22 protein-coding genes are annotated in these 22,000 nt (G+C 62.6%); 7 read left to right on the top strand and 15 right to left on the bottom strand.

Annotation, left to right across the window (positions count from 1 at the left end; genetic code table 11):
- Positions 1-209 precede the first annotated feature (209 nt).
- From V7651_RS15080 to ruvX, 13 genes are all read right to left on the bottom strand, one after another.
- The gene (locus V7651_RS15080) at positions 210-806 is read right to left on the bottom strand and encodes a hypothetical protein (protein WP_335613652.1); all 597 of its coding nucleotides are present in this window, start codon (positions 804-806) and stop codon (positions 210-212) included.
- 153 nt (positions 807-959) lie between these two features.
- Complete coding sequence (locus tag V7651_RS15075) at positions 960-1,172, bottom strand: hypothetical protein (protein WP_335613651.1); 213 nt, start codon at positions 1,170-1,172, stop codon at positions 960-962.
- Between the two features lie 251 nt (positions 1,173-1,423).
- Complete coding sequence (rsmA, locus tag V7651_RS15070) at positions 1,424-2,257, bottom strand: 16S rRNA (adenine(1518)-N(6)/adenine(1519)-N(6))-dimethyltransferase RsmA (protein ID WP_035537838.1); 834 nt, start codon at positions 2,255-2,257, stop codon at positions 1,424-1,426.
- Complete coding sequence (gene pdxA, locus V7651_RS15065; protein ID WP_418887255.1) at positions 2,254-3,243, bottom strand: 4-hydroxythreonine-4-phosphate dehydrogenase PdxA; 990 nt, start codon at positions 3,241-3,243, stop codon at positions 2,254-2,256. The genes rsmA and pdxA overlap by 4 nt, the downstream gene beginning before the upstream one ends.
- A gap of 60 nt (positions 3,244-3,303) precedes the next feature.
- Positions 3,304-4,548: a peptidylprolyl isomerase gene (locus V7651_RS15060; protein WP_335591978.1), complete on the bottom strand. Its 1,245-nt coding sequence runs from the start codon at positions 4,546-4,548 to the stop codon at positions 3,304-3,306.
- Between the two features lie 167 nt (positions 4,549-4,715).
- Complete coding sequence (locus V7651_RS15055) at positions 4,716-6,905, bottom strand: LPS-assembly protein LptD (protein WP_335613649.1); 2,190 nt, start codon at positions 6,903-6,905, stop codon at positions 4,716-4,718.
- A 172-nt stretch (positions 6,906-7,077) separates the two neighbouring features.
- Entirely contained in the window at positions 7,078-8,190 is a 1,113-nt protein-coding gene (gene dprA / locus V7651_RS15050; RefSeq protein WP_335613648.1) for a DNA-processing protein DprA, read from the bottom strand.
- Complete coding sequence (gene plsY, locus V7651_RS15045; RefSeq protein ID WP_035537847.1) at positions 8,187-8,804, bottom strand: glycerol-3-phosphate 1-O-acyltransferase PlsY; 618 nt, start codon at positions 8,802-8,804, stop codon at positions 8,187-8,189. The genes dprA and plsY overlap by 4 nt, the downstream gene beginning before the upstream one ends.
- A 69-nt stretch (positions 8,805-8,873) precedes the next feature.
- Entirely contained in the window at positions 8,874-9,896 is a 1,023-nt protein-coding gene (locus tag V7651_RS15040; protein WP_335613647.1) for a glycoside hydrolase family 5 protein, read from the bottom strand.
- A gap of 88 nt (positions 9,897-9,984) precedes the next feature.
- Positions 9,985-11,277 (bottom strand): dihydroorotase, encoded by a 1,293-nt coding sequence (gene pyrC, locus V7651_RS15035; RefSeq protein ID WP_335613646.1) that lies wholly within the window; start codon positions 11,275-11,277, stop codon positions 9,985-9,987.
- Positions 11,274-12,221, bottom strand: coding sequence for an aspartate carbamoyltransferase catalytic subunit (locus tag V7651_RS15030; protein WP_035537851.1), 948 nt, complete (start codon positions 12,219-12,221; stop codon positions 11,274-11,276). The genes pyrC and V7651_RS15030 overlap by 4 nt, the downstream gene beginning before the upstream one ends.
- A 54-nt stretch (positions 12,222-12,275) precedes the next feature.
- Positions 12,276-13,202 carry an AEC family transporter gene (locus V7651_RS15025; RefSeq protein WP_335613645.1) on the bottom strand — a complete coding sequence of 309 codons (927 nt, stop codon included), beginning with the start codon at positions 13,200-13,202 and terminating at the stop codon, positions 12,276-12,278.
- On the bottom strand, positions 13,199-13,657 hold the full coding sequence (ruvX, locus tag V7651_RS15020) for a Holliday junction resolvase RuvX (RefSeq protein WP_335591985.1): 459 nt from the start codon (positions 13,655-13,657) through the stop codon (positions 13,199-13,201). Before ruvX ends, V7651_RS15025 begins: the two co-directional genes overlap by 4 nt.
- Before the next feature lie 83 nt (positions 13,658-13,740).
- Between ruvX and gatC the strand changes: the two genes are divergently transcribed.
- The 6 genes from gatC to V7651_RS14990 all read left to right on the top strand — a co-directional run bounded on the left by gatC (position 13,741) and on the right by V7651_RS14990 (position 19,500).
- Entirely contained in the window at positions 13,741-14,028 is a 288-nt protein-coding gene (gatC, locus tag V7651_RS15015; protein WP_335591986.1) for an Asp-tRNA(Asn)/Glu-tRNA(Gln) amidotransferase subunit GatC, read from the top strand.
- Between the two features lie 112 nt (positions 14,029-14,140).
- Positions 14,141-14,269, top strand: coding sequence for a hypothetical protein (locus tag V7651_RS15010; protein ID WP_277812963.1), 129 nt, complete (start codon positions 14,141-14,143; stop codon positions 14,267-14,269).
- An 83-nt stretch (positions 14,270-14,352) separates the two neighbouring features.
- Positions 14,353-14,799 (top strand): hypothetical protein, encoded by a 447-nt coding sequence (locus tag V7651_RS15005; protein ID WP_335613644.1) that lies wholly within the window; start codon positions 14,353-14,355, stop codon positions 14,797-14,799.
- Between the two features lie 77 nt (positions 14,800-14,876).
- Positions 14,877-15,656 (top strand): enoyl-CoA hydratase/isomerase family protein, encoded by a 780-nt coding sequence (locus tag V7651_RS15000; protein WP_335613643.1) that lies wholly within the window; start codon positions 14,877-14,879, stop codon positions 15,654-15,656.
- A 227-nt stretch (positions 15,657-15,883) separates the two neighbouring features.
- Positions 15,884-17,611, top strand: a complete 1,728-nt coding sequence (locus V7651_RS14995; RefSeq protein ID WP_335613642.1) for a peptidase M61 — start codon at positions 15,884-15,886, stop codon at positions 17,609-17,611.
- A gap of 149 nt (positions 17,612-17,760) precedes the next feature.
- Positions 17,761-19,500 carry an AMP-binding protein gene (locus V7651_RS14990; protein ID WP_335613641.1) on the top strand — a complete coding sequence of 580 codons (1,740 nt, stop codon included), beginning with the start codon at positions 17,761-17,763 and terminating at the stop codon, positions 19,498-19,500.
- Between the two features lie 3 nt (positions 19,501-19,503).
- Here the strand turns inward: V7651_RS14990 and V7651_RS14985 are convergent, their stop codons facing one another.
- Positions 19,504-19,887, bottom strand: coding sequence for an SET domain-containing protein (locus tag V7651_RS14985; RefSeq protein WP_335613640.1), 384 nt, complete (start codon positions 19,885-19,887; stop codon positions 19,504-19,506).
- A 32-nt stretch (positions 19,888-19,919) separates the two neighbouring features.
- Positions 19,920-20,354, bottom strand: coding sequence for a DUF6491 family protein (locus V7651_RS14980; protein WP_335613639.1), 435 nt, complete (start codon positions 20,352-20,354; stop codon positions 19,920-19,922).
- 173 nt (positions 20,355-20,527) lie between these two features.
- Here V7651_RS14980 and gatA point away from each other — a divergent pair, with 173 nt between their 5' ends.
- On the top strand, positions 20,528-22,000 hold the full coding sequence (gene gatA / locus V7651_RS14975) for an Asp-tRNA(Asn)/Glu-tRNA(Gln) amidotransferase subunit GatA (RefSeq protein WP_335613638.1): 1,473 nt from the start codon (positions 20,528-20,530) through the stop codon (positions 21,998-22,000).

Below are 22,000 nucleotides of genomic sequence, written 5' to 3'. Positions count from 1 at the left end.
GAGAGACCCACTCACCGCCCGGGGATACCTGCGGAGGCAGGTATCCATGGACCGGATTGTCCCCAAGCGCTGTGAGGCCCGGCCAGTCCATGGGCCCCTGCCTGCGCAGGGGCCATCGGGGGGAGCGTTGGGTGTGCGAATTAGCGGGATGCAGGTGCGCCCGGACCATCCTGCGATGCCCGGCAAAATGGTCTGATTGACTGTCGGATCTACCCCGAGCTTTCCCAGCTTTTGAACGCGTTGCGCAGCAATTCCGGCAGGGCTGTCGCGATGGCGCCAAGTTCTGGCGGCATGCGGTGGGTGCGGGTCATGGGCAGCGCCATGGGCGCGGCTTCGCCGGCCTTGCGTTGGCGTTCGAGGGTTCGGGCGAGGCGTTTGGCGTGAGCTTCGGGGGCGGCGAGCAGTTCCTGCAAAGCCGCGAGCCGGGCGAGGATCGGGGCGGCCTGAACGGGGCCGCAGGACCGCGCCGCAGTCGCAAGCCCGTCCCTGTCCATGTCCGGGCCCATGACGCGCGGCGACAGGCCGGTGAGGTGGCCCGAGGCCTTGGTCTCGACGCGTTCGGTATCCGAATGATGCCCGGACGATGCCCGAATAGTAACCGGAGGCAGCACGAGCCCCAGCGCCATCAGCGTGAGCAGGCGCCGGATGATGATTTCAAGGCGCGCGAGTTCGGCGCGGGCGCGCTGAGCGAGCGTGCGTTTCAGGGTGGTGGGGTTGAGGTGCGCGCGCGTCATCACGCCGACGTTCGCCAGCGCGCGCTGCGCGTGAGCGATGCCGTGAGTGACGAAGGCGGACGGGTTGGTCATGGCGGCCAGTATAGGCCGGGTGGGATTGGGGTTGGATAAGGTGGGGGAGAAAAGTCCGCATCCACGGAGAAGGTCGGGACTGCGGCTGAAAAAGAAATGCGTTCCCCTCACGTGTGAGGAGAGGGGAACGCATCAATTCGGTTCAGGCCTGGATCACTCCGGGTCGGACGCCTCATCGGCGGCGTCGTCGACGGCTTCGCCTGCATTTTCAAGAGGGCCATCGGTGCGATCGACTTCACCCGTGGTGGCTTCTTCGATGGCGGAATCCATCTTCTCGCCCTGTTTCTCGGCACTCGAATTTTCGCCACATGCGGCCAGCATGAGAAGGCCGGCCAGCATGAGGCCTGTCGTTTTCAATTTCCGCATTTTACTGCTCCTGTCGTTTTGATCAGATAGTCGGACAGGGACGCATGCCCCCGGAGCCCGGTCCTGCCTGCATTGGCGAGCGTGGACTGACACAAGCATGATCGCATCGCCGGCGATTCGCAATGTTTGTGCGATTGTGAGGAGAAACATGACCGTATCCCCGGCGAAGGCCGGGGTCTCCTGCGGGTGGCTTTGGTCTTCAATGGCATGAGATCCCGGCCTTCGCCGGGATTGCGGGTATGGGAGTGCGTTCAGGCCAGACTTGCCGCCAACCGCCTGAAGTCGTCCTGCGTCAGGGTTTCCGCCCGCGCTGTGGGGTCGATGTCGACGCTCTGGAGCCATTCTTCGGCTTTCATACCACGCTTCTTGGCGAAGGGTTTCAGGGCCGCGCGCATCATTTTGCGGCGCTGGCCAAAGGCGGCGCCGGTGATCTGTTCGAGCTGGTCGATATGCTGGAAGCGCTGGTCGGCGGGCAGGGGCTCCAGCACGGCGACGGCGCTGTCGACCTTGGGCGGGGGCGAGAAGGCGCCCGGCGGCAGCGTGAAGGAGATGTAGGGGCGCGTGGCCGACTGGGCGAGCACGGCGAGGCGGCCGTAATGGTCTGTGTCCGGCGCAGCGCAGATGCGCTCGGCGACTTCCTTCTGGAACATCAGCGCCATCTCGCCGCGCCAGTCACCGGCCTTGAGCCAGCCGACGAGCAAAGGCGTGCCGACATTGTACGGAAGGTTGGCGATGATCATGGCGGGCTGTGTGGCGCCTGCCTCGTTGACCAGTTTCTCGAAATTGACCTTGCGGGCATCTTTCTGGACGACGATGAGACGGCCGTCGCGGGCCGCAGGCCAGAGCGTCAACGCTTCGGCAAAGCGCGGGTCTGTCTCCACGGCGATGACGGTGCCTGCGCCTTCGTCGAGCAGGGCGCGGGTCAGGCCGCCGGGGCCGGGGCCGACTTCGATGACGACACGGTCTTTCACCGGACCTGCGGCGAGCGCGGCGCGGTGGAGGATGCTGGGGTCGAACAGGAAGTGTTGTCCGAGCGCCTTGCGGGCTGGCGCGTCTGTCAGTTCGGGGCGTTCAATGTCGCTCATGAGGCGTTCGCCCTTGTTTTGGCCATGGCGGCGGCGAGGCGGATGGCGGCGATGAGGCTGTCGGGGCGTGTGGTGCCTGCGGCGGCGGCATCATAGGCGGTGCCATGGTCCGGGCTGGTGCGCACGACAGGCAGGCCGAGCGTGACGTTCACGCCGCCCCACATGTCCAGCGTCTTCACCGGGATCAGGCCCTGGTCGTGCGTCATGGCGATGACGGCGTCATAGGCGCCGCTGAGGGCTTCGGCGAAGACCGTGTCGCCGGGGCGGGCATCTGACATGTCCACGCCGGAAAGGCGCAGGGCATGGGCAGCAGGGTTGATGACGGAGATTTCTTCCTTGCCGATGGTGCCGTCTTCACCCGCATGCGGGTTGAGGCCGGTAAAGGCGATGCGCGGCGCGGCAACACCGAAATCGCGTCGAAGCGAGGCGGCAACGATCTGGCCGATCTGCACGAGGCCTGGCACTGTCAGCGCATAGCCGACCGTCATCAGCGGAATGTGGATCGTGGCGAGCGCCACACGCAGGCCGCCGCCGACGAGCATCATGACCGGCTTGGGCGGCGGGCTGTTCGGGTCGGCGCAAAGGTGCGCGACGTATTCCGTGTGGCCGGGATAGGCAAAGCCTGCGCCGTAGAGCAGGGCCTTGTTGATCGGGTTCGTGACGAGTCCGGCAGCTGCGCCATCCAGGGCGTGGGACGTGGCCAGCGCGATGGATCGGATGATGGCGGGTGCGGCTTCAGCGTTTGGCTTGCCGGGCTGGATGTCCGGCACGTCGTTGAGGACGAGCACCGGCAGGGCATCTGGGAACACGGCTGCTGCCTCTTCCGGCGAGGCAATTTCGCGGACGGGCAGGTCGGACGGATAGAGAGCCGGGGCGCTGATGGCGTAGAAGGCAAGGCTCGGATCGGTGCGAAGCTGGCGCCAGGCCTCTGCCGTGATGGCAGGACCGCACCCGGCCGGGTCCCCCATGGTCAGCGCCAGGGGCAAAAAGGAGACATCTTCGCTCACGTGCGGAGGTGTGGTTCCAAACGCGGGATCGTGCAAGCCCTAACGATAGATGATCGTGGCTTCACGGCGCAGGTTACGCAGCTCGCGCTCGGAAATCATGCCGAGTTCACGGTTCTTGAGGCTGCCCTTCAGGTCATCGCGCGATGGAAGGGCTTCAGCGCCGTCATTGCGGGCACAGACATACATGGTGGCAAGGCCGCCGGACGCCGCGAAGATGGCTGTGGGCTGGCCGACATCAACCTGCATGACCAGATCCTTGCCCTCGGGGCCGAGCTCATCGACATTGATCTCGTCAAGATCGGAAGCACGCAGGTTGGTCTTGGAATTGGCGATACTCTGGACGTCATCACAGGTCTTGATCTGGTCCATGGCGGCCTGGAGGTCTTCCTCCTTGCCGTCCGAAACGAAGAGGCGTTTCAGATTGACCTTGGTCACGGCCTGGCTTGGCTCGCGCTTGTTGGCGACGAGGAGGATGTAGACGCCGTTTTCGACAGGAATGGGTTCAAGCAGGCCGGGCTTGTCGTTGGCGGCGACAGCTGCGGCCAGTTCAGGTGCGAGGTCCTCGGTGGAAATCCAGCCCATGTCGCCGCCCGTTGCGGCGGTCGGCGCCGACGAGATGCGTTGCGCGGCGACACGGAAGTCTGCGCCTTGCTTCAGCTGGTCAAGAACGGTGTTGGCGGCGGCAAGCGCCTGCGTCTTGGTTTCCTCGTCCGGCGCGAACAGGAAGATTTCCGATACGCGATACTGGGTTTTCTTTGCGGCTGACCGCATGCGCTCCAGCTGGTCGTCGACCTGGTTTTCCGAAACGCGGATACGCGAACCATAGAGGCCGCTCATGACGCGGTTCCAGGCGATTTCGGCGCGCATCTGCTCCTCGAGGCTGGCCGGGTTCACGCCCGACTCCAGAAGTTGCGCCTTAAGCTGGTCGCCAGTTGTACCACCCTGACGCGCCATGTCTTCGATCGAACCTGCAATCTCGCGAGGGTCGATCTCCATGTCGAATTCGGAAGCTTTCTCAAGCTGCAGACTTTCGTCGATCAACTGCTCGAGGGCCTGGCCTGTGATCTGCTGGACTTGCTCAGGGGAGGGTTGCTGGCCTCCAAGGCTGAGCAGGAGCAGACGGGCGCGTTGACGCACGTCCGAATAGGAGATCGGCTTGTCATTGACGACGGCGGCGATGCCTTCCAGCGCGAGGCGTCCGGAATCCGTGGAATCCTGCGCATTGGCGACGCCTGCGGCAGACAATGCGAACAGGGAGGCAGCGACAAGTAACTGACGGACCATGTATTTTCTCCGTTGAGCCCCCAGCCGGGCCCAAATCATTAACTGATGCGGACCATACAAGTCCTGTCGCAAGGCGCAACGGATCAGGACAGTCATGCCTGAATCGTTACAGAAAAATCAGGTTTCAGGCGATCCCGATGGCGGGGGCGCCAAGAGGGGCTTCCGAATCAGTCGAATTCGCTCGACCCGAAGTCTCCGATGGATTTGAGCGAGAAGCGAAACTGGATGCTTTCGGACGGACCCAGCGTGCGGTCGTTCAACTCGGAACGCTGGTAGACGAGTTCAAACCGAGAGCAATCGTCTTCATAGGCAACGCCGAATTCACGCTTGGCGTTCAAGTCGCCGACAATGTCGCGCAACTGGCCGAAGATGAACGAGTAGCGGTTGGTGACCTGAAACTCGCCGCGCAGGAATACGCCTTCATCTGGCCGGCCAAGCGGGCTGATGCGCTCGTTGATGTTGTAATACTGGGCAACGGCGACCAGGCGCTTGTAGGATGTGCTGATCCGCGCATCTATCCGGTTCAGCTTGTAGCCATCATCATCAAGACGCATGCGCGTGTCGACACGCAGTGCTTTGCCGAAGTCGGCTGTGGCAGCGGCGACCCAGTCGGACGACGTACCGTCAAGGTTGCTGGCGACGTCGAAATTCGGGTCTGTTCTTGAGCGCCAGCGGCGACCCAGCGTGGTGCTGAATTCAGGTCCGTTCTTGAAGACAGCCCGCGCCGTTACGCCGGCGGCGACTTTTCCGTCGCCCTCATAGAGGTCGTAATTGCCAAATCCGTTGGCTTCGAACAGGTCGCCTTCGTCAAATTCGTAGAGAATGCTGTCTTCGATCGGAATGGCGGTACCATTGACGTTCGAGAATCCCCAGGCAGCCATCACGGTGGGCTCTACCATGATATCCACGACCTTGCCCGGACGGATCAGCGGATAGGAAACGCGCGCACCAGCGTTACCGACGGCGCGGCTGACATCGGGTTCGCCGGAGACATCTTCATTTAGCGCGTAATAATCTCCACGGAGTTCCGCAAACGGCTCGAATGTAAATCCGCCGGGCAGCACGTTCAGATCAGACCAGTCACCCCCGACGCTGACGCGCTGGCTGTTTAGGCCGCTTTCCCGTGTCAGCATGGCGGAAGAGGCATTGACGGCGGCGAAGCCATAATCGCCTAGATCCCAGTATTTTTCGCTGAAGAGAACAGGCGCGACTGTTGGCAGGCTCTCAGCCGTGTCTCCTTCGCGAAGCCCCTGGAAATCCAGGACCGCAACATCGGTATAGTAGCTATCGCCCTGGCCCACTGCGAAAAGCTGGGAGAGCAGCCTGCGCGGCTGGCTTTTGTAGAGGCCTCGCCGTTCCCCCTGACCATCGAGATCGTAGCGTCGATCATAAAGGTCGTCCGACTGGGTTTCGACTCCGAAACCCCATTTCCATTCCGGACTGATCGCGAACAGACCTTTGCCGTAGATGTGGCCGCGCCACTTCTCATCGCCAAACCTGATGCCGTCACTGTCGAAATTAGCTTCGTGGGTGATGCTCGTATTGATCTTGATGCCACCGGAATAGAACCGCTTGCGGTAATCGAGTTCCAGCATCGGGTTCACGTTGGCACTGACCATCGGCGAAATGGTCAGGTCCTGCGAGTCTGAAATCGCCCAATAATAGGGTTGCTGGTAGAAGGTGCCGAGCTTCGACGAGACGCCGCCCGATGGCACGAGGAAGCCAGAGCGCCGGTCGGAGGTTGGATCGGGGTGAGACAGATAAGGCAGGTAGAAGACCGGAATACCGCCAACCTCGATCACCGCGTCACGGTAGGAGATCATCTGGCTTTCCTGATCAAGCACGGCGCGGCGGGCGCGCAGCGACCAGGTCGGGGTCGTATCGTCACCGCAGAGCTGGCAAGACGTGTAGATGACCTGCTCAAGGGCGTTTACGCCGTCTTTTTTGCGGATCGCGGAATTGGCAACGATCGTGGCACCTTCCGGCAGGCGGGCGGAGAAGCCGATGGCATAGCCGTCCGCGAGGTCCGAATTCACTTCGACCTCATCGGCAAACTGCTGGGAGCCGTCAGTATCGACGATGACGACATTGCCGGTGGCGCGGACGCGGTCCGTGGTCTTGTTGTATATGATGCGGTCGGCGCGCAGCACGCGGCCCTCGTACAGCGCCTCGACATTGCCCTCGGCAACGACACTGTTCTCTTCGCGGATTTCATAGATATAGTCGGCTTCGAGAACGACGTGTTCGGTCGGCGCGGCGGCGGGTGCGGCCACTTCCGAGGTTTCCTGTGCTTGCGCAGAAAAGGCCCCGGATGACACCAGACCCAATGCCGCGGCGTAGAGAAGCCAATTCGCCAAGTCGGGATTACCTCAGTCACGTCTGCGCATTTGAATGGGCATTACATGCCTGCGCCGGATTGTTGATCAGACAGGAGGCTTAGAGGTGATGGCGAAGGCCGTCCAGCCATAGGCAGCTTATGGCGGCATTTTCCTGCAGGACGCGGTGCTTTCGGAACACAGCCGCCAGCCCTCAGACGGCTCGTGCCGCCAGCCCGCCGGGTAGAGTCAGGGCGAGGCCCGAAAGCTCCAGTTCGACGAGAACAGCTGCACATCGCGCGGCGCCAAGGCCGCAGGCGCGGGCGATTTCGTCAATCGGCATGGGGTGGGGCGAGAGGGCTTCAAGAACCCGCTCGAGCTGGCCCTCCGGAAGGGAGTCGCCATCCATTTCCGCGTCGTACGGTCCGTTCTCCGGTTCGGAGACATGGCCGAAGCGAAGCGAGGACAGGATTTCAAGCACGTCCTCGGCATGTCGCACGAGGGAGGCGCCTTGATAAATAAGGGCATTTGTTCCGGATGCTCGTGGATCGAGGGGGGAGCCCGGTACGGCCATGACTTCGCGCCCCTGCTCGCCAGCCATACGCGCGGAAATAAGCGATCCGGACCGTTCTGCGGCCTCTACGACGACCACGCCACGGGACATTCCGGTAATAATACGGTTGCGGCGGGGGAAATCCTGGGCCTTTGCCCGGTAACCGAAGGGGCTTTCGGAGACGATGAGCCCTTCAGCGGCAATCTCGGCATACAGGCGCTCATGCTGGGGTGGGTAGACATGGTCGACGCCGCCACCGAGCACGGCGATCGTACCCGTGCGCAATGTGGCCGCATGGGCCTCCCCGTCGATTCCGAGCGCGAGGCCGGACACAACAACGAATCCCGCCGCGCCGAGGCCTGCTGATATGTCCCGGGCGAGCTTGCGACCGGCCGCTGAGGCATTGCGGGCGCCGACGATCGCGACTGTGGGCTGGGCCGCAAGGTCAGCGCGGCCGAGCAGCGTCAGCGTGGGTGGGGGCGGTGCCAGCGTTCGAAGCAGAGGCGGAAAGTCCGCCTCGCAACTGGCGATAATGCGGGCGCCATATTTGCGCGCTGCGGCGATCTCGTCCTCAACCGCGTCAACGGATGGCGCGATGATGGGGCGGCCACGGCCTGCCCGCCGTGCGATCTCCGGCAGGGCATCGAGCGCAGCGCCTGGCGTGCCGAAGCGTTTGACCAGTTGGGCAAAGGTGACCGGGCCGACATTCTGCGTACGGGCGAGGCGGACCCAATTACGGCGCTCAGTGTCGGACAGGGGCCGCGCCGGACTCATGCTTCAGGTTTGGCCTTGGGCGTGCCGAACTTGGGTTCGGTGCCTTTGAGCAGGCGGCTCACATTGGTTCGGTGCGTCCAGAACACAAGGAGCGAGAGGAGCGTCAGGCCGACCAGCACAACCGAATTATGCTCACCCAGGAGGTAAGCGCCGGGCGGCACGAGAACGGCGGCTGCGAGAGCCGCGAGTGAGGAGATGCGCGTGATGCCGAAAAGGAGGAACCAGACCGGCGCGGCGACAAGAAACCCGGGCAGCGTCGTGAACAACAGAAGGCCGGCATAAGTCGCAATGCCTTTCCCACCCTTGAAGCCCAGCCAGACAGGATAGCAATGGCCTACAAAGGCCATGGCACCGGCGACGAAGCCGACCTCGCGGCCGAAGAAATAGGAGAAGGCAAAAGCGACGAGGCCCGCCTTGAGGCTGTCGAGCAGGAGCGTTGCAAGGGCGAGGTCCTTGCGACCGGTGCGCAGCACATTGGTGGCGCCGATATTGCCGGACCCGATGCTGCGGATATCACCGAGGCCAGCGGCCTTGGTGATCAGCAGGCCAAAGGGAATCGAGCCTGCGAGATAACCGCAGGCAGCCGCCGCGCCATATCCCATCCATGCCTGCATGCCGTTCTCTCCTGACGCATCCTGACAGACGGTCTACGAACCCTGCCAGCCTGCGGCAAGGGCTTCAGATCAATCGCCCAGCAGAGCGGCGCGGATCGGTTCGATCCAGGCTTCCTTCTCGGGATCGTAGACCCGGAAATTTGATGAGAATGACCAGTGGCACCAGCCGAACTCATTTGACTCAGCCAGTTCGCGGACCGTACGGGTCCACCGCGCGCGGTCTTCCATGGGCGCCGCATCATAGACCCCGAATTCGCCGAGGAGGAGCGGCTGGTTGTGCAAGTCGCGGAAGGCGGCTGCGCGGTCAAAGTCGGCTTTGGCCCGGTCCATATCGGCCTTCGTGCCCCAGTGGGTTCCGACTGGCGGCGTGGGCTTGAAGAAGTCTGCGCCCTGATGGGTAAAGCTGAACGGGTCATAATAGTGCCAGGACAGAATAACGCGCGAATCGGCTGGCGGTGCGCTTTCCAGGAGGCCGGCAAGCGAACCCCATTCCGCCGTTGCAAGGATGATCCAGCGATGAGGCTGGGACTGCCTTATCTGGCGGACGATGCGCTTGTTCAGGGAATCGGTCCGTTTCGCCGTCATGTTCGTGTTCGGCTCGTTGAGCACTTCGAAGATCAGCGTGTCAGGATAGGACTCGTAGTGACTTGCGAGCTGTTTCCAGATGCTTTCAAGACGGCGCTCATGCTTGGCCGGTTCCATGTTCAGATCGTAATAATGATGAACGTCGAGGATGACTTTCAGATCCTGCGACAGGGCGTAGTTGATGACCTCGTCGGTGCGGTCCAGGAGGTGGTCTTCAATCTGGTAACCGCCCCATGTTCCTGCATGGGCAGACCATTGGACGGGCAGTCGGATCGTGTCGAAGCCTGCCGCCTTTATGCGGTCTATGTCTTCCATGCGGATCGTGTAGCCCCATTCTCCCTCGTTCGGGGCTTCCAGCGCGCCACCCATATTGATGCAGCGCTGAACAGGGGAGGATGGACGCCGCAAACTGGCGGTCTCGCTGCAAGCCGCCAGCACGCTTGACGCGAGCACGAGGAAGGCGAGCGCCGATACGCTTCGCTTCATTACATGTTGTACATTATTCATGAAATGCATCTGACAGGATGTGGAAATGCGGTCAATCAGAAGTGGCTTCTGCATCCCTTTCCGCCCCCTGACGCCGCATTATCAGGCGTCAGCCCGCAGGTGCGTATTCGAATACGGTTTCACCCCCGACGAGCGTGCGGATAACGCGGCCCTGCAGGCGTCGGCCATCGAAGGGCGAGTTGGTCGAGCGTGAACGCAGATCTTCCCGCACGCACAGCCACGGCTTGCCTGGATCGAAGAGGATCAGGTCGGCCGGTGCGCCAGTTTTGAGGCGGCCCTGGGGCAGGCCGAGCAGGTCGGCCGGGCGGCAGGTGACCGGGGCGAGGGCATCCAGCAGCGGCAGGTCCGCATCGTTGACGAGGCTCATCAGCGCCGAGAGTGTGGTCTCAAGGCCGGCCGCGCCAAAGGCTGCTTCGCCGAAGGGCAGGCGTTTTTCTTCCGGGGGTTGGGGATCATGCGCGGAGACGACCGCGTCGATCTCGCCACGCTTCAGGGCGGCGATCAGGCCCTGCCGTGTGTCCTCGTCCCGGAAGGGAGGGTTGACCTTGCAATAGGTGAGATAGTCGCCGACGTCGCGCTCGTTGAAGAACAGCGTGTGGGCAGCGACAGTGGCGTGGATCTTGGCGCCACGGCCACGTGCGGCGGCGATGATCTGCAATGTGCGCTCGGTGGAGACCTGATCGACCACGAGGCGGCAGCCGGTCGCTTCGGCCAGCATCACGTCGCGGGCCGCGCCGATCCATTCGGCTTCGGGCGGAATGCCGGAGAGGCCGATGCGTGCAGCCAAGGCGCCCGCATTCATCACTCCAGATCCGGACAGCGCCCGCTCGTCCGGCCGTGACATGACAAGCGCGTTGCGGCTGGCGGCATAGGTCATCACGCGCTTCATGATCGAGGCGTTGGCGATGGGCATATCGCCATTGGTGAAGATGATCGCATCGGCATCAGCCATCAGGCCAATCTCGGCCATCTGCTCGCCCTGGAGGCCGACGGTCAGGGCGCCGGAGGGGTAAATGCGGGCCTTGGCGGTCTTGCGGGCCTGCTCGATGATAAAGCGCACGAGGGCGACATCATCCACAACAGGGCGCGTGTCGGGCATGACGACGAAGCTTGTGACACCGCCGGCAACGGCTGCGCGCGAGGCGGTGGCGAGCGTTTCCTTCTGCTCGTCGCCCGGCTCGCCGGTCTTGACGCGCAGGTCGATCAGGCCAGGAGCGAGGCAGAGGCCGCCCGCGTCGAGGCTTTCCCTGGCATCGCCGTGCGGACCGGACTGGCCCTTGGCGACATCCTTGATCTTGCCCTTGTCGATGAAGATCGTGCCGGGCTCATCCAGGCCGGTGGCCGGGTCGAGCAGGCGGGCATTGTAAATCGAGAGGCTCATGGTCGTGTCCCCGCGAGAAGGTCCAGAACGGCTTCGCGTACGGCGACACCCATTTCGACCTGTTCTGTGATGACGGAGCGCGGCCCGTCGGCAATGGCGCTTTCGATCTCGATGCCGCGGTTCATCGGGCCGGGGTGCATGACAGTGGCATCCGGCAGGGCCAGCGCGAGGCGTTCTTGAGTGAGGCCGAAATAGCGGAAATATTCGCGGCGGCTTGGCAGGAAGGCGCCGTCCATGCGCTCCATCTGCAGGCGCAGCATCATGACCACATCGGCGCCCTTCAAGGCAGCGTCAAAGTCAGTCGTCGCGCTGGCGGCGCCCCATGTATCGGTGCCGGGGGGCAGCAGGGTTTTCGGGCCGCAGAGATGGACTTCGGCGCCCAGCAGGTGGAGCGCCATCGTGGTCGAGCGGGCTACGCGGCTGTGGGCGATGTCGCCGCAGATGACCACTTTGAGTCCCTCGATGCGGCCCTTGTGGCGGCGGATGGTGAGTGTGTCGAGCAGGCCCTGAGTGGGGTGTTCGTGGGTACCGTCACCGGCATTGATGACCGCGCAGTCGACCTTGCGGGAGAGTAGCTTGGCCCCGCCGGAGGCCGAGTGGCGGATAACCAGCACGTCCGGCTTCATGGCGTTCAGCGTCATCGCCGTGTCGATCAGGGTCTCGCCCTTCTTCACGCTGGAATTGGCGACCGGCATGTTGATGACATCGGCGCCGAGGCGTTTCGCGGCTATCTCGAAACTGCTCATCGTGCGGGTGGAATTCTCGAAGAAGAGGTTCACCACCGTACGCCCGGTTAGGACCGGATCGGCGCGCTGGCCTGCGCGCGTGGCATCCGCATAGCGGTCGGCGAGATCCAGAATGTGGGTGATATCCAGAGGGTGAAGGCCTTCGATTCCCAGCAAGTGCGCGTGATCGAAGCTGTAAGTGTATCCCGCCATCGGCATGGAAGCCCTTTCGATTTGGGGCGGTTTAGGCGCGATTCCGGTCGGCGGCAAGCCTCAGGCGAGGCCGAAATGTATCGCGGTGAACCAGATCAGCGGCAGGGTGATCATGGCGAGCACGGTTTCCACAGCGATCAGGTTGGCTGAAAGCGGGCCGTCGCCGCCAAGCTGGCGGGCCAGGATATAGCCGTTGGTGGCGGTCGGCACGCTGGCACAGATGAGCATGATGGCGAGGGGCGTGCCGCTGAGGCCAATGGCGAGGCCTGCTGCCAGCGCTGCAGCGGGCAGGCCGAGCAGGCGCATGAGGGCCCATGTGAAGGTGCGTACGCCTGCGCGGCGCAGGGCGGCGAGGTCAACCCCGGCACCGGCGCTCAGCAGGCCGAGCGCGATTGTGCCCTGACCGAGGATGCGGAGCGTGTCGTCAAGCACTTTGGGGCTCTGGAAATGCGTGGCCGCGACGATGCCGCCAATGACACAGGCGATGATCAGCGGGTTGGTCATGAGGGCGCGGAAGGGGCGTGGCTTTGTGCCCGGCGCGTGTTCGGCGTTCAGGATGAGGCCGTAGACCGAGAGCACATTGGCGGTAGGGATCATCGCGGCGGCGGCGATGGTGACAAGCGCCAGCCCTTCGTCACCGAAAAGGATCGAACCGAGCGAGAGCGCAACGAATGTGTTCCAGCGGACATTGGACTGGATGATCGAGCCAACAGCCGGGCGCTCCATGCCGGGCCAGAGGCGGGCGCCGAAGCCGATAGCGGCCAGCACGAGCTGGGCGATGATCAGCGCAGCAGCGAGCTTCCATGGCGCGGTGTCGAACGGGGCATTGCCGAGCGAGCGGATGATAAGCGCCGGGAAGAGGAGGATATAAGAGATGCGCTCGATGGCGCGCCAGCCTTCGGGTGTGATCCAGTTCTTCGCCGCGATCAGGCGTCCGATGGCGACGATGATGATGACGGGCAGGAGCGCGAAAATGAAGGATGTCATGGGCGGCGCTCCAGAAGGTCAAGCGTGGATTTGAGGATGATGGCGGCGGCCTGCGCGTCGATACGGTCGTCGCGGCGCTTGCGGGAAACTTCCGCTTCCCACATGGCGCTTTCGGCTTCGGCGCTCGAGAGGCGCTCGTCCTGGAAGTAGATCGGTACATCGCGCTTCTGCAAGATGTTCCAGGCGAGCGCGCGGGTAGACTGGGCGCGGCGGCCCTCGCTGCCATCCATGTTGAGCGGCAGGCCGATGATGAGAGCGACGGCCTTGCGGTCGTCATAGATTTCGAAGAGGCGGGTGATCATGGGCCCCAGCGCCTTGCCGCGATGGATGGTCTCGACCGGGCTGGCGAGCATGCGAATGCCGTCTGTTGCGGCGACTCCCATTGTCTTGGTGCCGGGATCGATGCCGAGGAGGACGCCGGTGCGCGGCAGGGAATCGAGATCTGTAACGGCCATTGGCCGCTCACATAGCGCCTTGAAGCCTTGTTGCCTATCGCGTATTCGGGCGGGAACGAAGCCAAGCCACCGGAGCCCATAAAATGAGCGTTACCAAGGAAGACGTCCGCAAGGTTGCCCGCCTGTCGCGCATTGCGGTGCCCGAAGAGCGCCTCGAAGAGATGGCCGGCGAGCTGAACGGCATCCTCGGCTGGATCGACCAGCTGAACGAAGTCGACATTGAGGGCGTGGAGCCGATGACGTCTGTTGTGGCGACCAGGCTGCCCATGCGCGAAGACGTGGTGACTGACGGTAATATCCAGGAACAGGTTCTGGCCAATGCCCCGAGCAGCCAGGACGGGTTCTTCGTCGTGCCGAAGGCCGTCGAGTAGGACGCCCGGCGGCGCGCGCAAAACATAAGTGCGCGACCGCCTTATTTAAGCACCGGATCACCCCCACCTGTGAGACTGGACCCGTTTGGGGCCCAAACACAGGGACACGATCATGGCCAAAGGTCAGAAGAAAACGAACAAGGAAGTCCGCAAGCCCAAGGCGGAGAAGGTGAAGACCAACGCGTCGAACCCATCGGTGAAGCCGGGCACTATCAAGGGCCTTGAGCACCTCAAGCGCTAGACCCCCTCAATTTTGTCACGTGCATTGCGCCGCGAGTCCTGATGGGATTGGCGGCGCAAACGTATCACGAGGGATGAATGGACATGATGTTTCGAGCATTAATCGCTGGCGCCGCGCTCGCCGCCCTGGCCGCCTGCAATCCGGGGCCGAAGGACGCGCCGGCGGAACCTGTCGCAGAGCCAGTCGCTGCCGAGCCGGCCCCGGCGGTACAGATGGAGGAAGAGCCGAAACTGCTGGAAATGATGCAGGGCACCTGGCAATCGCTGGAAGACCCGATGAATGTTTTCACGATCAGCGGTGACCAGATGAGCAGCGTCTATAATGACGAGCCCCTGGGCAACGAAACAATTACGGTCGTTGCTGACTGCACGGCGATGACGCCGGATGCGGATGGCATGTCGTTCACGCTGAAAGCGGATGGCGACGACGAAGCACGCTGTTTCAGCATCATCGATGCCGGCGCTGACAGGCTCGACTACAGCTACAGCGCACGCGGCAACACGCTGGCGCACAAGCGCATGACGCCCTGAGCCCTTACCCGACGTCGTCGCTTGTTCAGGCTGGGGTAGGGCCCGCATAGTCTCCCAAAATAACAAGGGAGGCCGCCATGACGGTAATGACCATCGAGATGAAGGACCATGTCGCGCTGCTGACGCTCCGGCGTCCGCAGGTGATGAATGCGCTGAACTATGAGCTGTACATGGCGCTGGAAGATGCCGTGCGCGACAGCGAGGCGCGGGTGATCGTGATCACGGGCGAAGGGCGTGGCTTCTGCACCGGCGACGATGTGAAAGAGATCCTGAGCCAGAAGGCCAAGGGCCCGGCCGAGATGAAGGCACGGGGGCGGCGCACGGGCGGGTTGACCCCGGCGGCCGACGCCTTGCTCTATACGGACATTCCGGTGATTGCGGCGGTCAATGGATTTGCGCTCGGCTGGGGCATGGAGCTGGCTCTGATGGCAGATATCCGCGTGGCATCTGAGGCGGCGAAGTTCGGCGAGCTGTTTGTGCAACGCGGGCTCTGCTGTGACGCGCCGGGCCTCGGGCGACTGGCGCAGGTCGTGGGACGCGAACGTGCGGCGGAACTTTTGTTCACGGGCGATATCATTGACGCGCACACGGCGAAGGAGATGGGCCTTGTATCGCGGGTCGTCGCTCCGGATGATCTTCTGTCGACGGCGATGGAAATTGCAGGCAGGATTGCCGCCAACCCGCCGCGCGCTGTGCAGTCGATCAAGGCAGGCCTGCGGCGCACACTGGACCCGGACTGGCGCGATGTCGGCAATTGGGCGATCAAGGAAATCCGGTCTCTGATGGAGACTGAGGACGCTGCCGAAAGTGCCGCTGCCTTCCTTGAGAAACGAAAGCCCGTGTTTACGGGCAGATAGGGTTGGCCCAATCCCTGCCGACATAGATTATTCGTATTACCGGGCTGATATCGCCAAATGGGATGAAAATAGCCGGAGGCATCCCTTAGGCTTTCAGATGCAGGCCCCATTGGGCAATGTGTGCTGTGGTGATGTTGCGCCATGTGTTGGCGTCTGGAGGTCAAATGTTTGGTCAGAACGTGTGTGCTATCATAGGCAGAGCTTTACTGGCGACAGCGATCGGGGGATTGGTTTCGGGCTGTGCCACGACGGCCGACTCCGGGGACAAGGCAACGGAGCTGGCTATCACGCTGAAGCCGCACGCAGATCCGGATCATGGCGAGACGATTGATACGGTAGCGGTGACCTTGCACTTCTCGGGGCTGGAAACCGGGGACATAATGAAACCCGTGCTGCTGATGCCGCTCGTCGTGAGCAATGTGGACAGCGTTGCCACGACGCTGACCGACATGAAGGCAAGCGACGAGCGTGGCCCCCTCACGCTCCGCGTCAGTCATATTGACGCCCCTCTTGAGGCGGCCGGTGATGCGGAGAGCGGCGGTCCCTCCCGGGCGTGGCTGGCTGATCGGTCCATTGTGGGGCCCGTGACGGTCAGCTTCGTTGTTCCTGCGGAAGCCACTTTGCCACCGCGTGGGCCGGCCCCGCCCTTTTCCTTCAGCGCAGACGGTGGCGGCGTTTCCGCTTCCGGGCATGTCTTTCTTCCTTTGCCGCCTGGTGATGCAACATATCGCGCGAGCTTTGACTGGGATCTGACGGCGCTGCCGGCTGGCGCGCGCGGCGTCACGACCTTTGGTGAAGGGCATGTGATTGCGCCTGAGCCGCTGACATCCTCCGAACTCCGTATGACCTTCTATATGGCTGGCCAGATTGGCGCGTACCCAACCGTGGTGCCAGCAACAGGTTTCTTCGGCGCATGGCAGGGGGAGCCCGCTTTTGATGCTACCAAGCTGCTGGCATGGACGAGCAATCTGTACGGCCATTATTCAAAGTTCTTTGGCCAGGAAACGCCTCCGCCCTATGGTGTATTCCTGCGTTATAATCCGATCAATGCGGGCGGTGGGGTCGGGCTCTATCATTCCTTCGTGACGACCTTCGGTGCGGGCGACGGGGCGGATGTTGAAAAGATCCGGATCACGCTGGCGCATGAGATGTTCCATACGTTCCAGCCTTACATCGAGTCACCGCCGGGCCTGGAATCCTCATGGTTCGGCGAGGGGCTCGCAGTCCTGTATGCGCGCCGTCTGGCCCTGCGGTTCGACAGTATCACGCCGGATGCATTCCTCGACGATCTGAACAGTGGGGCAGGGCGTTACTATACGAGCCTCATGGCAACTGAGCCGAACAGCGAGGTGCCCAAGCGCTTCTGGGCTGATACGCGCATCCGGACGCTGCCCTATGATCGCGGCATGCTGTATTTTGCGACCGTCGACGATGCGGTTCGCAAGGCGTCAAACGGGACGCGCTCGCTGGACGACCTGATGCTGGCCATGCTTGCGCTTGAGAAGAGCGGCAAGGTGACGACGAACGCTGACTGGGAGGCGCTGCTGACAGACGCGCTTGGTCCGGATGCGGTTACAGCGTTTCGCGGCTTCCTCAATGGCGACATGCCGATCCCGGCTTCGGATGCTTTCGGACCGTGCTTTGAACGGACGACCAAGCCTATGCGCCGGTATGAACTTGGCTTTGACACGGCGGTATTGGCAGAGCCCAAACGTATTGTTCGCGGCCTCGTCGCAGGATCTGCTGCGGAGCAGGCGGGTCTGCAGAATGGCGACGAGATTGTTGTTCCGGTTCCGCAGGATGGCATTCAGGGCAACCAGACAGAGGTGCTGAAACTGAAAATCCGCCGCAACGGCGAGACTAGCGACATTACCTACCTGCCTCGCGGCGAGACGGTGGAGGCTTATCAGTGGCAGCGCAAGGCCGGCACGGACGATCTGGACTGCGCACTCTGAGCCGTTTTCTGCGAGCGCACCGGGTATCCTGGGCACTGACCGTCATCTATCTTCCCGATCGGTGAAATTTCATCGATCGGGTTCAGCATGTTTCAAAAGCAATGTGTCAGGTTGGGACGATCCCGATTTGCCACGGGGCTGGAGAAGACATGTCTGCCGTTTTGCCAATCAGTGCCGTTCCGTATCAGGACCAGCCGGTCCCGAGATTCTATAACCGGGAAGCGGCCACCTTCCAGACACAACTGGGCGCCTATCTGCCGCGCCGCATTGAAGCCCTCATGGAGGCTGCGGCCCGCGACCATGGGCATGAGCCTTTCCTTTCCACCGCCCTGCCGAACGGCGCCAGCGCGACACTGAGCTTTGCTGATGTCGAGACGCATTCGGCGAACCTTGCACGCTACCTGCGCGACGAGCTGCGCCTGTCGAAGGGCGATGTCGTGGCGATCCAGTCGCCGAACTGCATCTCCTACGTCGTGGCCATGCTGGGCGTCCTGCGCGCCGGCCTTGTGCTGACCAATGTAAACCCGCTCTACACAGCGCATGAGACACGCCGTCAGCTGCGTGACGCGAAAGCCTGCGTGCTGATCACATCGAGCCTGTTTCCCGAAATGACGGAAGAGGCGCTGACCGGCACGCGCATTCATACCGTCGTGTCGCTGTCGCTGACCGACTTCTTCTCGCCAGTCAAAAAGGCCGCGATGGATTTCGTGCTGCAGCACGTCAAGAAAATGGGCCGGCCACTGATCGTGGATCATGTGCCCATGGCTGAAGCGCTGAAGCTCGGCGCGGCACACACGACGCCGATCGCTGACTATGCGCCAGACCGCGAGGCCGATGAGGACGCGATCTACCAGTATTCCGGCGGCACAACTGGCATCTCCAAGGGCGTGCGCCTGACCGAAGCGGGCCTCGTCACCAATGTTGACCAGTTTGCCAGCCTCTCGCCGCATATGATCGACAAGTCGGGGCAGACCATATTGCTGGTCCTGCCGGTCTACCATGTGTTCGGCCTGTTCGCGTCTGTGATCGCGCTGCGCAATGCGGCCCACCTGGTGCTTGTGCCGAGCCCCAAGCCGCTGTCGAACCTGAAGGCGGCGTTCAAGAAATTCCGGCCGGATGTGTTTCCGGGTGTCAGCACGCTGTTTGCCAAGCTGATGGAAGAGAAATGGTTCTATGAGAACCCACCCAAGCTAACCCTGACGATTTCCGGTGCCATGGCGCTGAGCCCACAGGTCCGCTCCGAGTGGACCGGCCTTACAGGCTCCAGCGTCATCGAAGGCTATGGTATGACGGAAGCGACGACGCTGATCAGCGTCAACCCGCCTGACGCGCGCACCAAGGTCGGTTCGGCCGGCTTGCCGCTGCCCGGCACGGGCGTCGCGATCCTGCGCGAGGATGGCGGCTTTGCCAAAGCGGGCGAAGTTGGCGAGATCGCCGTGGCGGGTCCGCAGGTCATGGCGGGTTATCTCGGCCGGCCGGAGACGACGGCAGCGGCCTATCAGGCTGGCATGCTGAAGACAGGCGATGTCGGCTATCTCGATGACGAGGGCTATCTCTTCATTGTTGATCGCAGCAAGGACATGTTGCTGGTTGGCGGGTTCAACGTATTCCCAAGCGAAGTCGACGCGGTGCTGGCCGAGCATAAGGGCATTGCCGAGGCAGCTGTGGCTGGCGTGACCGATGGCGATATGGGCGATGTGATGCATGCCTTCGTGGTACGTCGCCACCCGGAGCTGACAGCACAGGACGTGCTGGCGCACTGCGCCAGACAGCTCACGGCCTACAAGCGGCCCCGCAAGGTGCACTTCGTTGATGAATTGCCAAAGTCGCCTATTGGCAAGGTATTGCGCCGCGAGCTGCGAGCGCTGGTCGCCTGCGAACAGGCCTAGGCGTCAGATAATCTCGTCCGCAAATTCTTCATAGTCGATGAGGATCTCGTCGCCGGGCTTCAGGGCCATGCGGGCTGAGAGCGTGACGGTCTGCGCCGCGCCATCCACCACGAAATCGGCATTCGCTTCGGGGCTGTGATTGCACATCGAGATTTCACCGAAAGCAACGGCGGCGCGCATCGTGCCGTCGTCTCTCTCGTCCACATAGAACACATAGTGATGCAGCAGCGTGGAGCGCACGGTGGCGGTATCTTCGTGTGACAGGACCAGCAGCGGGTAAACCGCGATCGTCTGGCCGGCTGAAATGGGCGCGACCGCGAACAGGCCGCGGCCGTGGAAGGGGGAAGTCTTTACCTCGACGAACGAGGCCTGCGCAGAATGGGGCATGGGTACTTCTCTAGCACAGGCCAGATTCGGCGCTATTGGGATTCTGCGGTTTCTGAGGGCGCCTTGGCTTTCGAATCCCATTTGTACATCGCCTTGATGGTGCAGCGCTGGACGCCAAAGCCGGTGTCGCTTTGCCCCGATATGGAATCGGAGGTGATGATATGATCGCCCTTGCCGAGGCAGCCGGTGGTGGAATCCACGGCCAGGCGCTGGGCCTGATCCAGGTTGAAGCAGCCGCCGAAGGTTTCGATGAGATAGTCATCATTTCCCTTGGACAGGACGACAGTGTCATCGGTGGCGTCATGGAAGCCGTCTATGGTTGAAGCGAAGCAGACCTTGTTGACCTCTTCCCCGAGCCGCGCGTCGCCTGCGAACTGGGCGACGCCCTTGGCCTTGGGTTGCGTCGGTGCGTGGCTGGTGCAGGCGGCGAGGAGGGTCGTTGAGAGAGCGAGTGCAATGAGGCGCATTATCTTGTCCTTTATCGGGTGTGCTGCCCGTCAAAAATGCGGGGAATCCGGGCAAATGTTCCGAAATTCATTGATGCGCCGGGCCTAAGGAACTGACAAGCGCGGTCACGGAGACTTGAACTTTCCCCCCAAGCCGTCATAGCAGGCGGGCAGATTTCTTCGCGGGATTATACATGACCGATTTGACCAAACTCACCCTCGCAGCAGCGCTTGATGGCCTGAAGGCCAAGCAGTTTTCGTCGCGCGAGATCACGCAGGACTTCGTGAGCGCCATTGAGGGCGCCCGGGTGCTGAACGCCTATGTCGTCGAAACGCCGGAAAAGGCGCTGGCCATGGCCGATGCATCTGACGCGAGACTGGCCAAGGGCGAGGGCGGCAGGCTGGAAGGCGCGCCGCTCGGCATCAAGGACCTGTATTGCACCAAGGGCGTGCGCACGACGGCCTGCAGCGGCATTCTCGGCGAGTTCACACCGACCTATGAATCCACCGTCACGCAAAACCTGTGGAACGAAGGCGCCGTCATGTTGGGCAAGCTCAACATGGACGAGTTCGCCATGGGCTCGTCGAACGAGACCTCGCATTTCGGCAACGTGATCAACCCCTGGCGCCGTGATGGCGACAATCAAAGCCTCACGCCGGGCGGTTCATCGGGCGGCTCTGCGGCCTCCGTGGCGGCGAACCTCTGCCTCGCGGCCACCGCTTCAGACACCGGCGGCTCGATCCGCCAGCCTGCGGCCTTCACAGGCACGGTCGGCATCAAGCCGACCTATGGCCGGGCAAGCCGTTACGGCATGGTGGCGTTCGCCTCCTCGCTTGATCAGGCCGGGCCGATTGCCAAGACCGTGGAAGACAGCGCCATCCTTCTGGAAGTGATGTGCAGCCATGACGCGAAGGATTCCACGTCACTGGACATCCCGACGCCGGACTGGCGCAGCGATGTCTCCAAGGGTGTGAAGGGCATGCGGATCGGCATTCCGAAGGAATACCGAATTGACGGCCTGTCGGACGAGATGAACGCACTTTGGGACCAAGGCATTGCCTGGCTTAAAGAGGCCGGCGCGGAGATCGTCGAGATCAGCCTGCCGCACACGAAATACGCGCTGCCTGCGTATTACATCGTGGCGCCAGCGGAAGCCTCGTCCAACCTCGCCCGCTATGACGGCATGCGCTACGGCGCCCGCATTGAGGGCAACAACCTCGCGCAGACCTATGAAGGTACGCGCGCCGGCGGCTTTGGCGCGGAAGTGCAGCGCCGCCTGCTGATCGGCACCTATGTGCTCTCCAGTGGCTATTATGACGCCTATTACCTGCGTGCCCAGAAAGTGCGGACCAAGATCCTCAACGACTTTGTTTCCGCTTTCGAAGGCTGTGACGCAGTGCTGACGCCGACCTGCCCGAGCCCGGCCTTCGCCTTTGGCGAGAAGAGCGGCGACCCGGTGGAAATGTACCTCAACGACGTGTTCACGGTGACGGCGAACCTCGCCGGCCTGCCGGGCATTTCGGTGCCGACGGGCATGTCCAAGAGCGGCCTGCCGCTCGGACTGCAAGTGATCGGCAAGGCGCTGGACGAAGCGGCCTGCTTCCGTGTCGGCGGCGAACTGGAACGTGCAGCTGGGTTCGTGGCGAAGCCGGAGAAGTGGTGGTAA

This window comes from Hyphomonas oceanitis, from assembly GCF_036964545.1.
GTDB lineage: Bacteria > Pseudomonadota > Alphaproteobacteria > Caulobacterales > Hyphomonadaceae > Hyphomonas > Hyphomonas oceanitis.
This window is presented reverse-complemented; position numbering and strand designations above follow the sequence as displayed.

Coding starts and splice junctions, on each gene's coding strand:
- V7651_RS15080 (WP_335613652.1), bottom strand. CDS start 806: ATGACCAACCCGTCCGCCTTCGTCACTCACGGCATCGCTCACGCGCAG.
- V7651_RS15075 (WP_335613651.1), bottom strand. CDS start 1,172: ATGCGGAAATTGAAAACGACAGGCCTCATGCTGGCCGGCCTTCTCATG.
- rsmA (WP_035537838.1), bottom strand. CDS start 2,257: ATGAGCGACATTGAACGCCCCGAACTGACAGACGCGCCAGCCCGCAAG.
- V7651_RS15060 (WP_335591978.1), bottom strand. CDS start 4,548: ATGGTCCGTCAGTTACTTGTCGCTGCCTCCCTGTTCGCATTGTCTGCC.
- dprA (WP_335613648.1), bottom strand. CDS start 8,190: ATGAGTCCGGCGCGGCCCCTGTCCGACACTGAGCGCCGTAATTGGGTC.
- plsY (WP_035537847.1), bottom strand. CDS start 8,804: ATGCAGGCATGGATGGGATATGGCGCGGCGGCTGCCTGCGGTTATCTC.
- V7651_RS15040 (WP_335613647.1), bottom strand. CDS start 9,896: ATGAATAATGTACAACATGTAATGAAGCGAAGCGTATCGGCGCTCGCC.
- pyrC (WP_335613646.1), bottom strand. CDS start 11,277: ATGAGCCTCTCGATTTACAATGCCCGCCTGCTCGACCCGGCCACCGGC.
- V7651_RS15030 (WP_035537851.1), bottom strand. CDS start 12,221: ATGCCGATGGCGGGATACACTTACAGCTTCGATCACGCGCACTTGCTG.
- V7651_RS15025 (WP_335613645.1), bottom strand. CDS start 13,202: ATGACATCCTTCATTTTCGCGCTCCTGCCCGTCATCATCATCGTCGCC.
- ruvX (WP_335591985.1), bottom strand. CDS start 13,657: ATGGCCGTTACAGATCTCGATTCCCTGCCGCGCACCGGCGTCCTCCTC.
- gatC (WP_335591986.1), top strand. CDS start 13,741: ATGAGCGTTACCAAGGAAGACGTCCGCAAGGTTGCCCGCCTGTCGCGC.
- V7651_RS15010 (WP_277812963.1), top strand. CDS start 14,141: ATGGCCAAAGGTCAGAAGAAAACGAACAAGGAAGTCCGCAAGCCCAAG.
- V7651_RS15005 (WP_335613644.1), top strand. CDS start 14,353: ATGATGTTTCGAGCATTAATCGCTGGCGCCGCGCTCGCCGCCCTGGCC.
- V7651_RS15000 (WP_335613643.1), top strand. CDS start 14,877: ATGACGGTAATGACCATCGAGATGAAGGACCATGTCGCGCTGCTGACG.
- V7651_RS14990 (WP_335613641.1), top strand. CDS start 17,761: ATGTCTGCCGTTTTGCCAATCAGTGCCGTTCCGTATCAGGACCAGCCG.
- V7651_RS14985 (WP_335613640.1), bottom strand. CDS start 19,887: ATGCCCCATTCTGCGCAGGCCTCGTTCGTCGAGGTAAAGACTTCCCCC.
- V7651_RS14980 (WP_335613639.1), bottom strand. CDS start 20,354: ATGCGCCTCATTGCACTCGCTCTCTCAACGACCCTCCTCGCCGCCTGC.
- gatA (WP_335613638.1), top strand. CDS start 20,528: ATGACCGATTTGACCAAACTCACCCTCGCAGCAGCGCTTGATGGCCTG.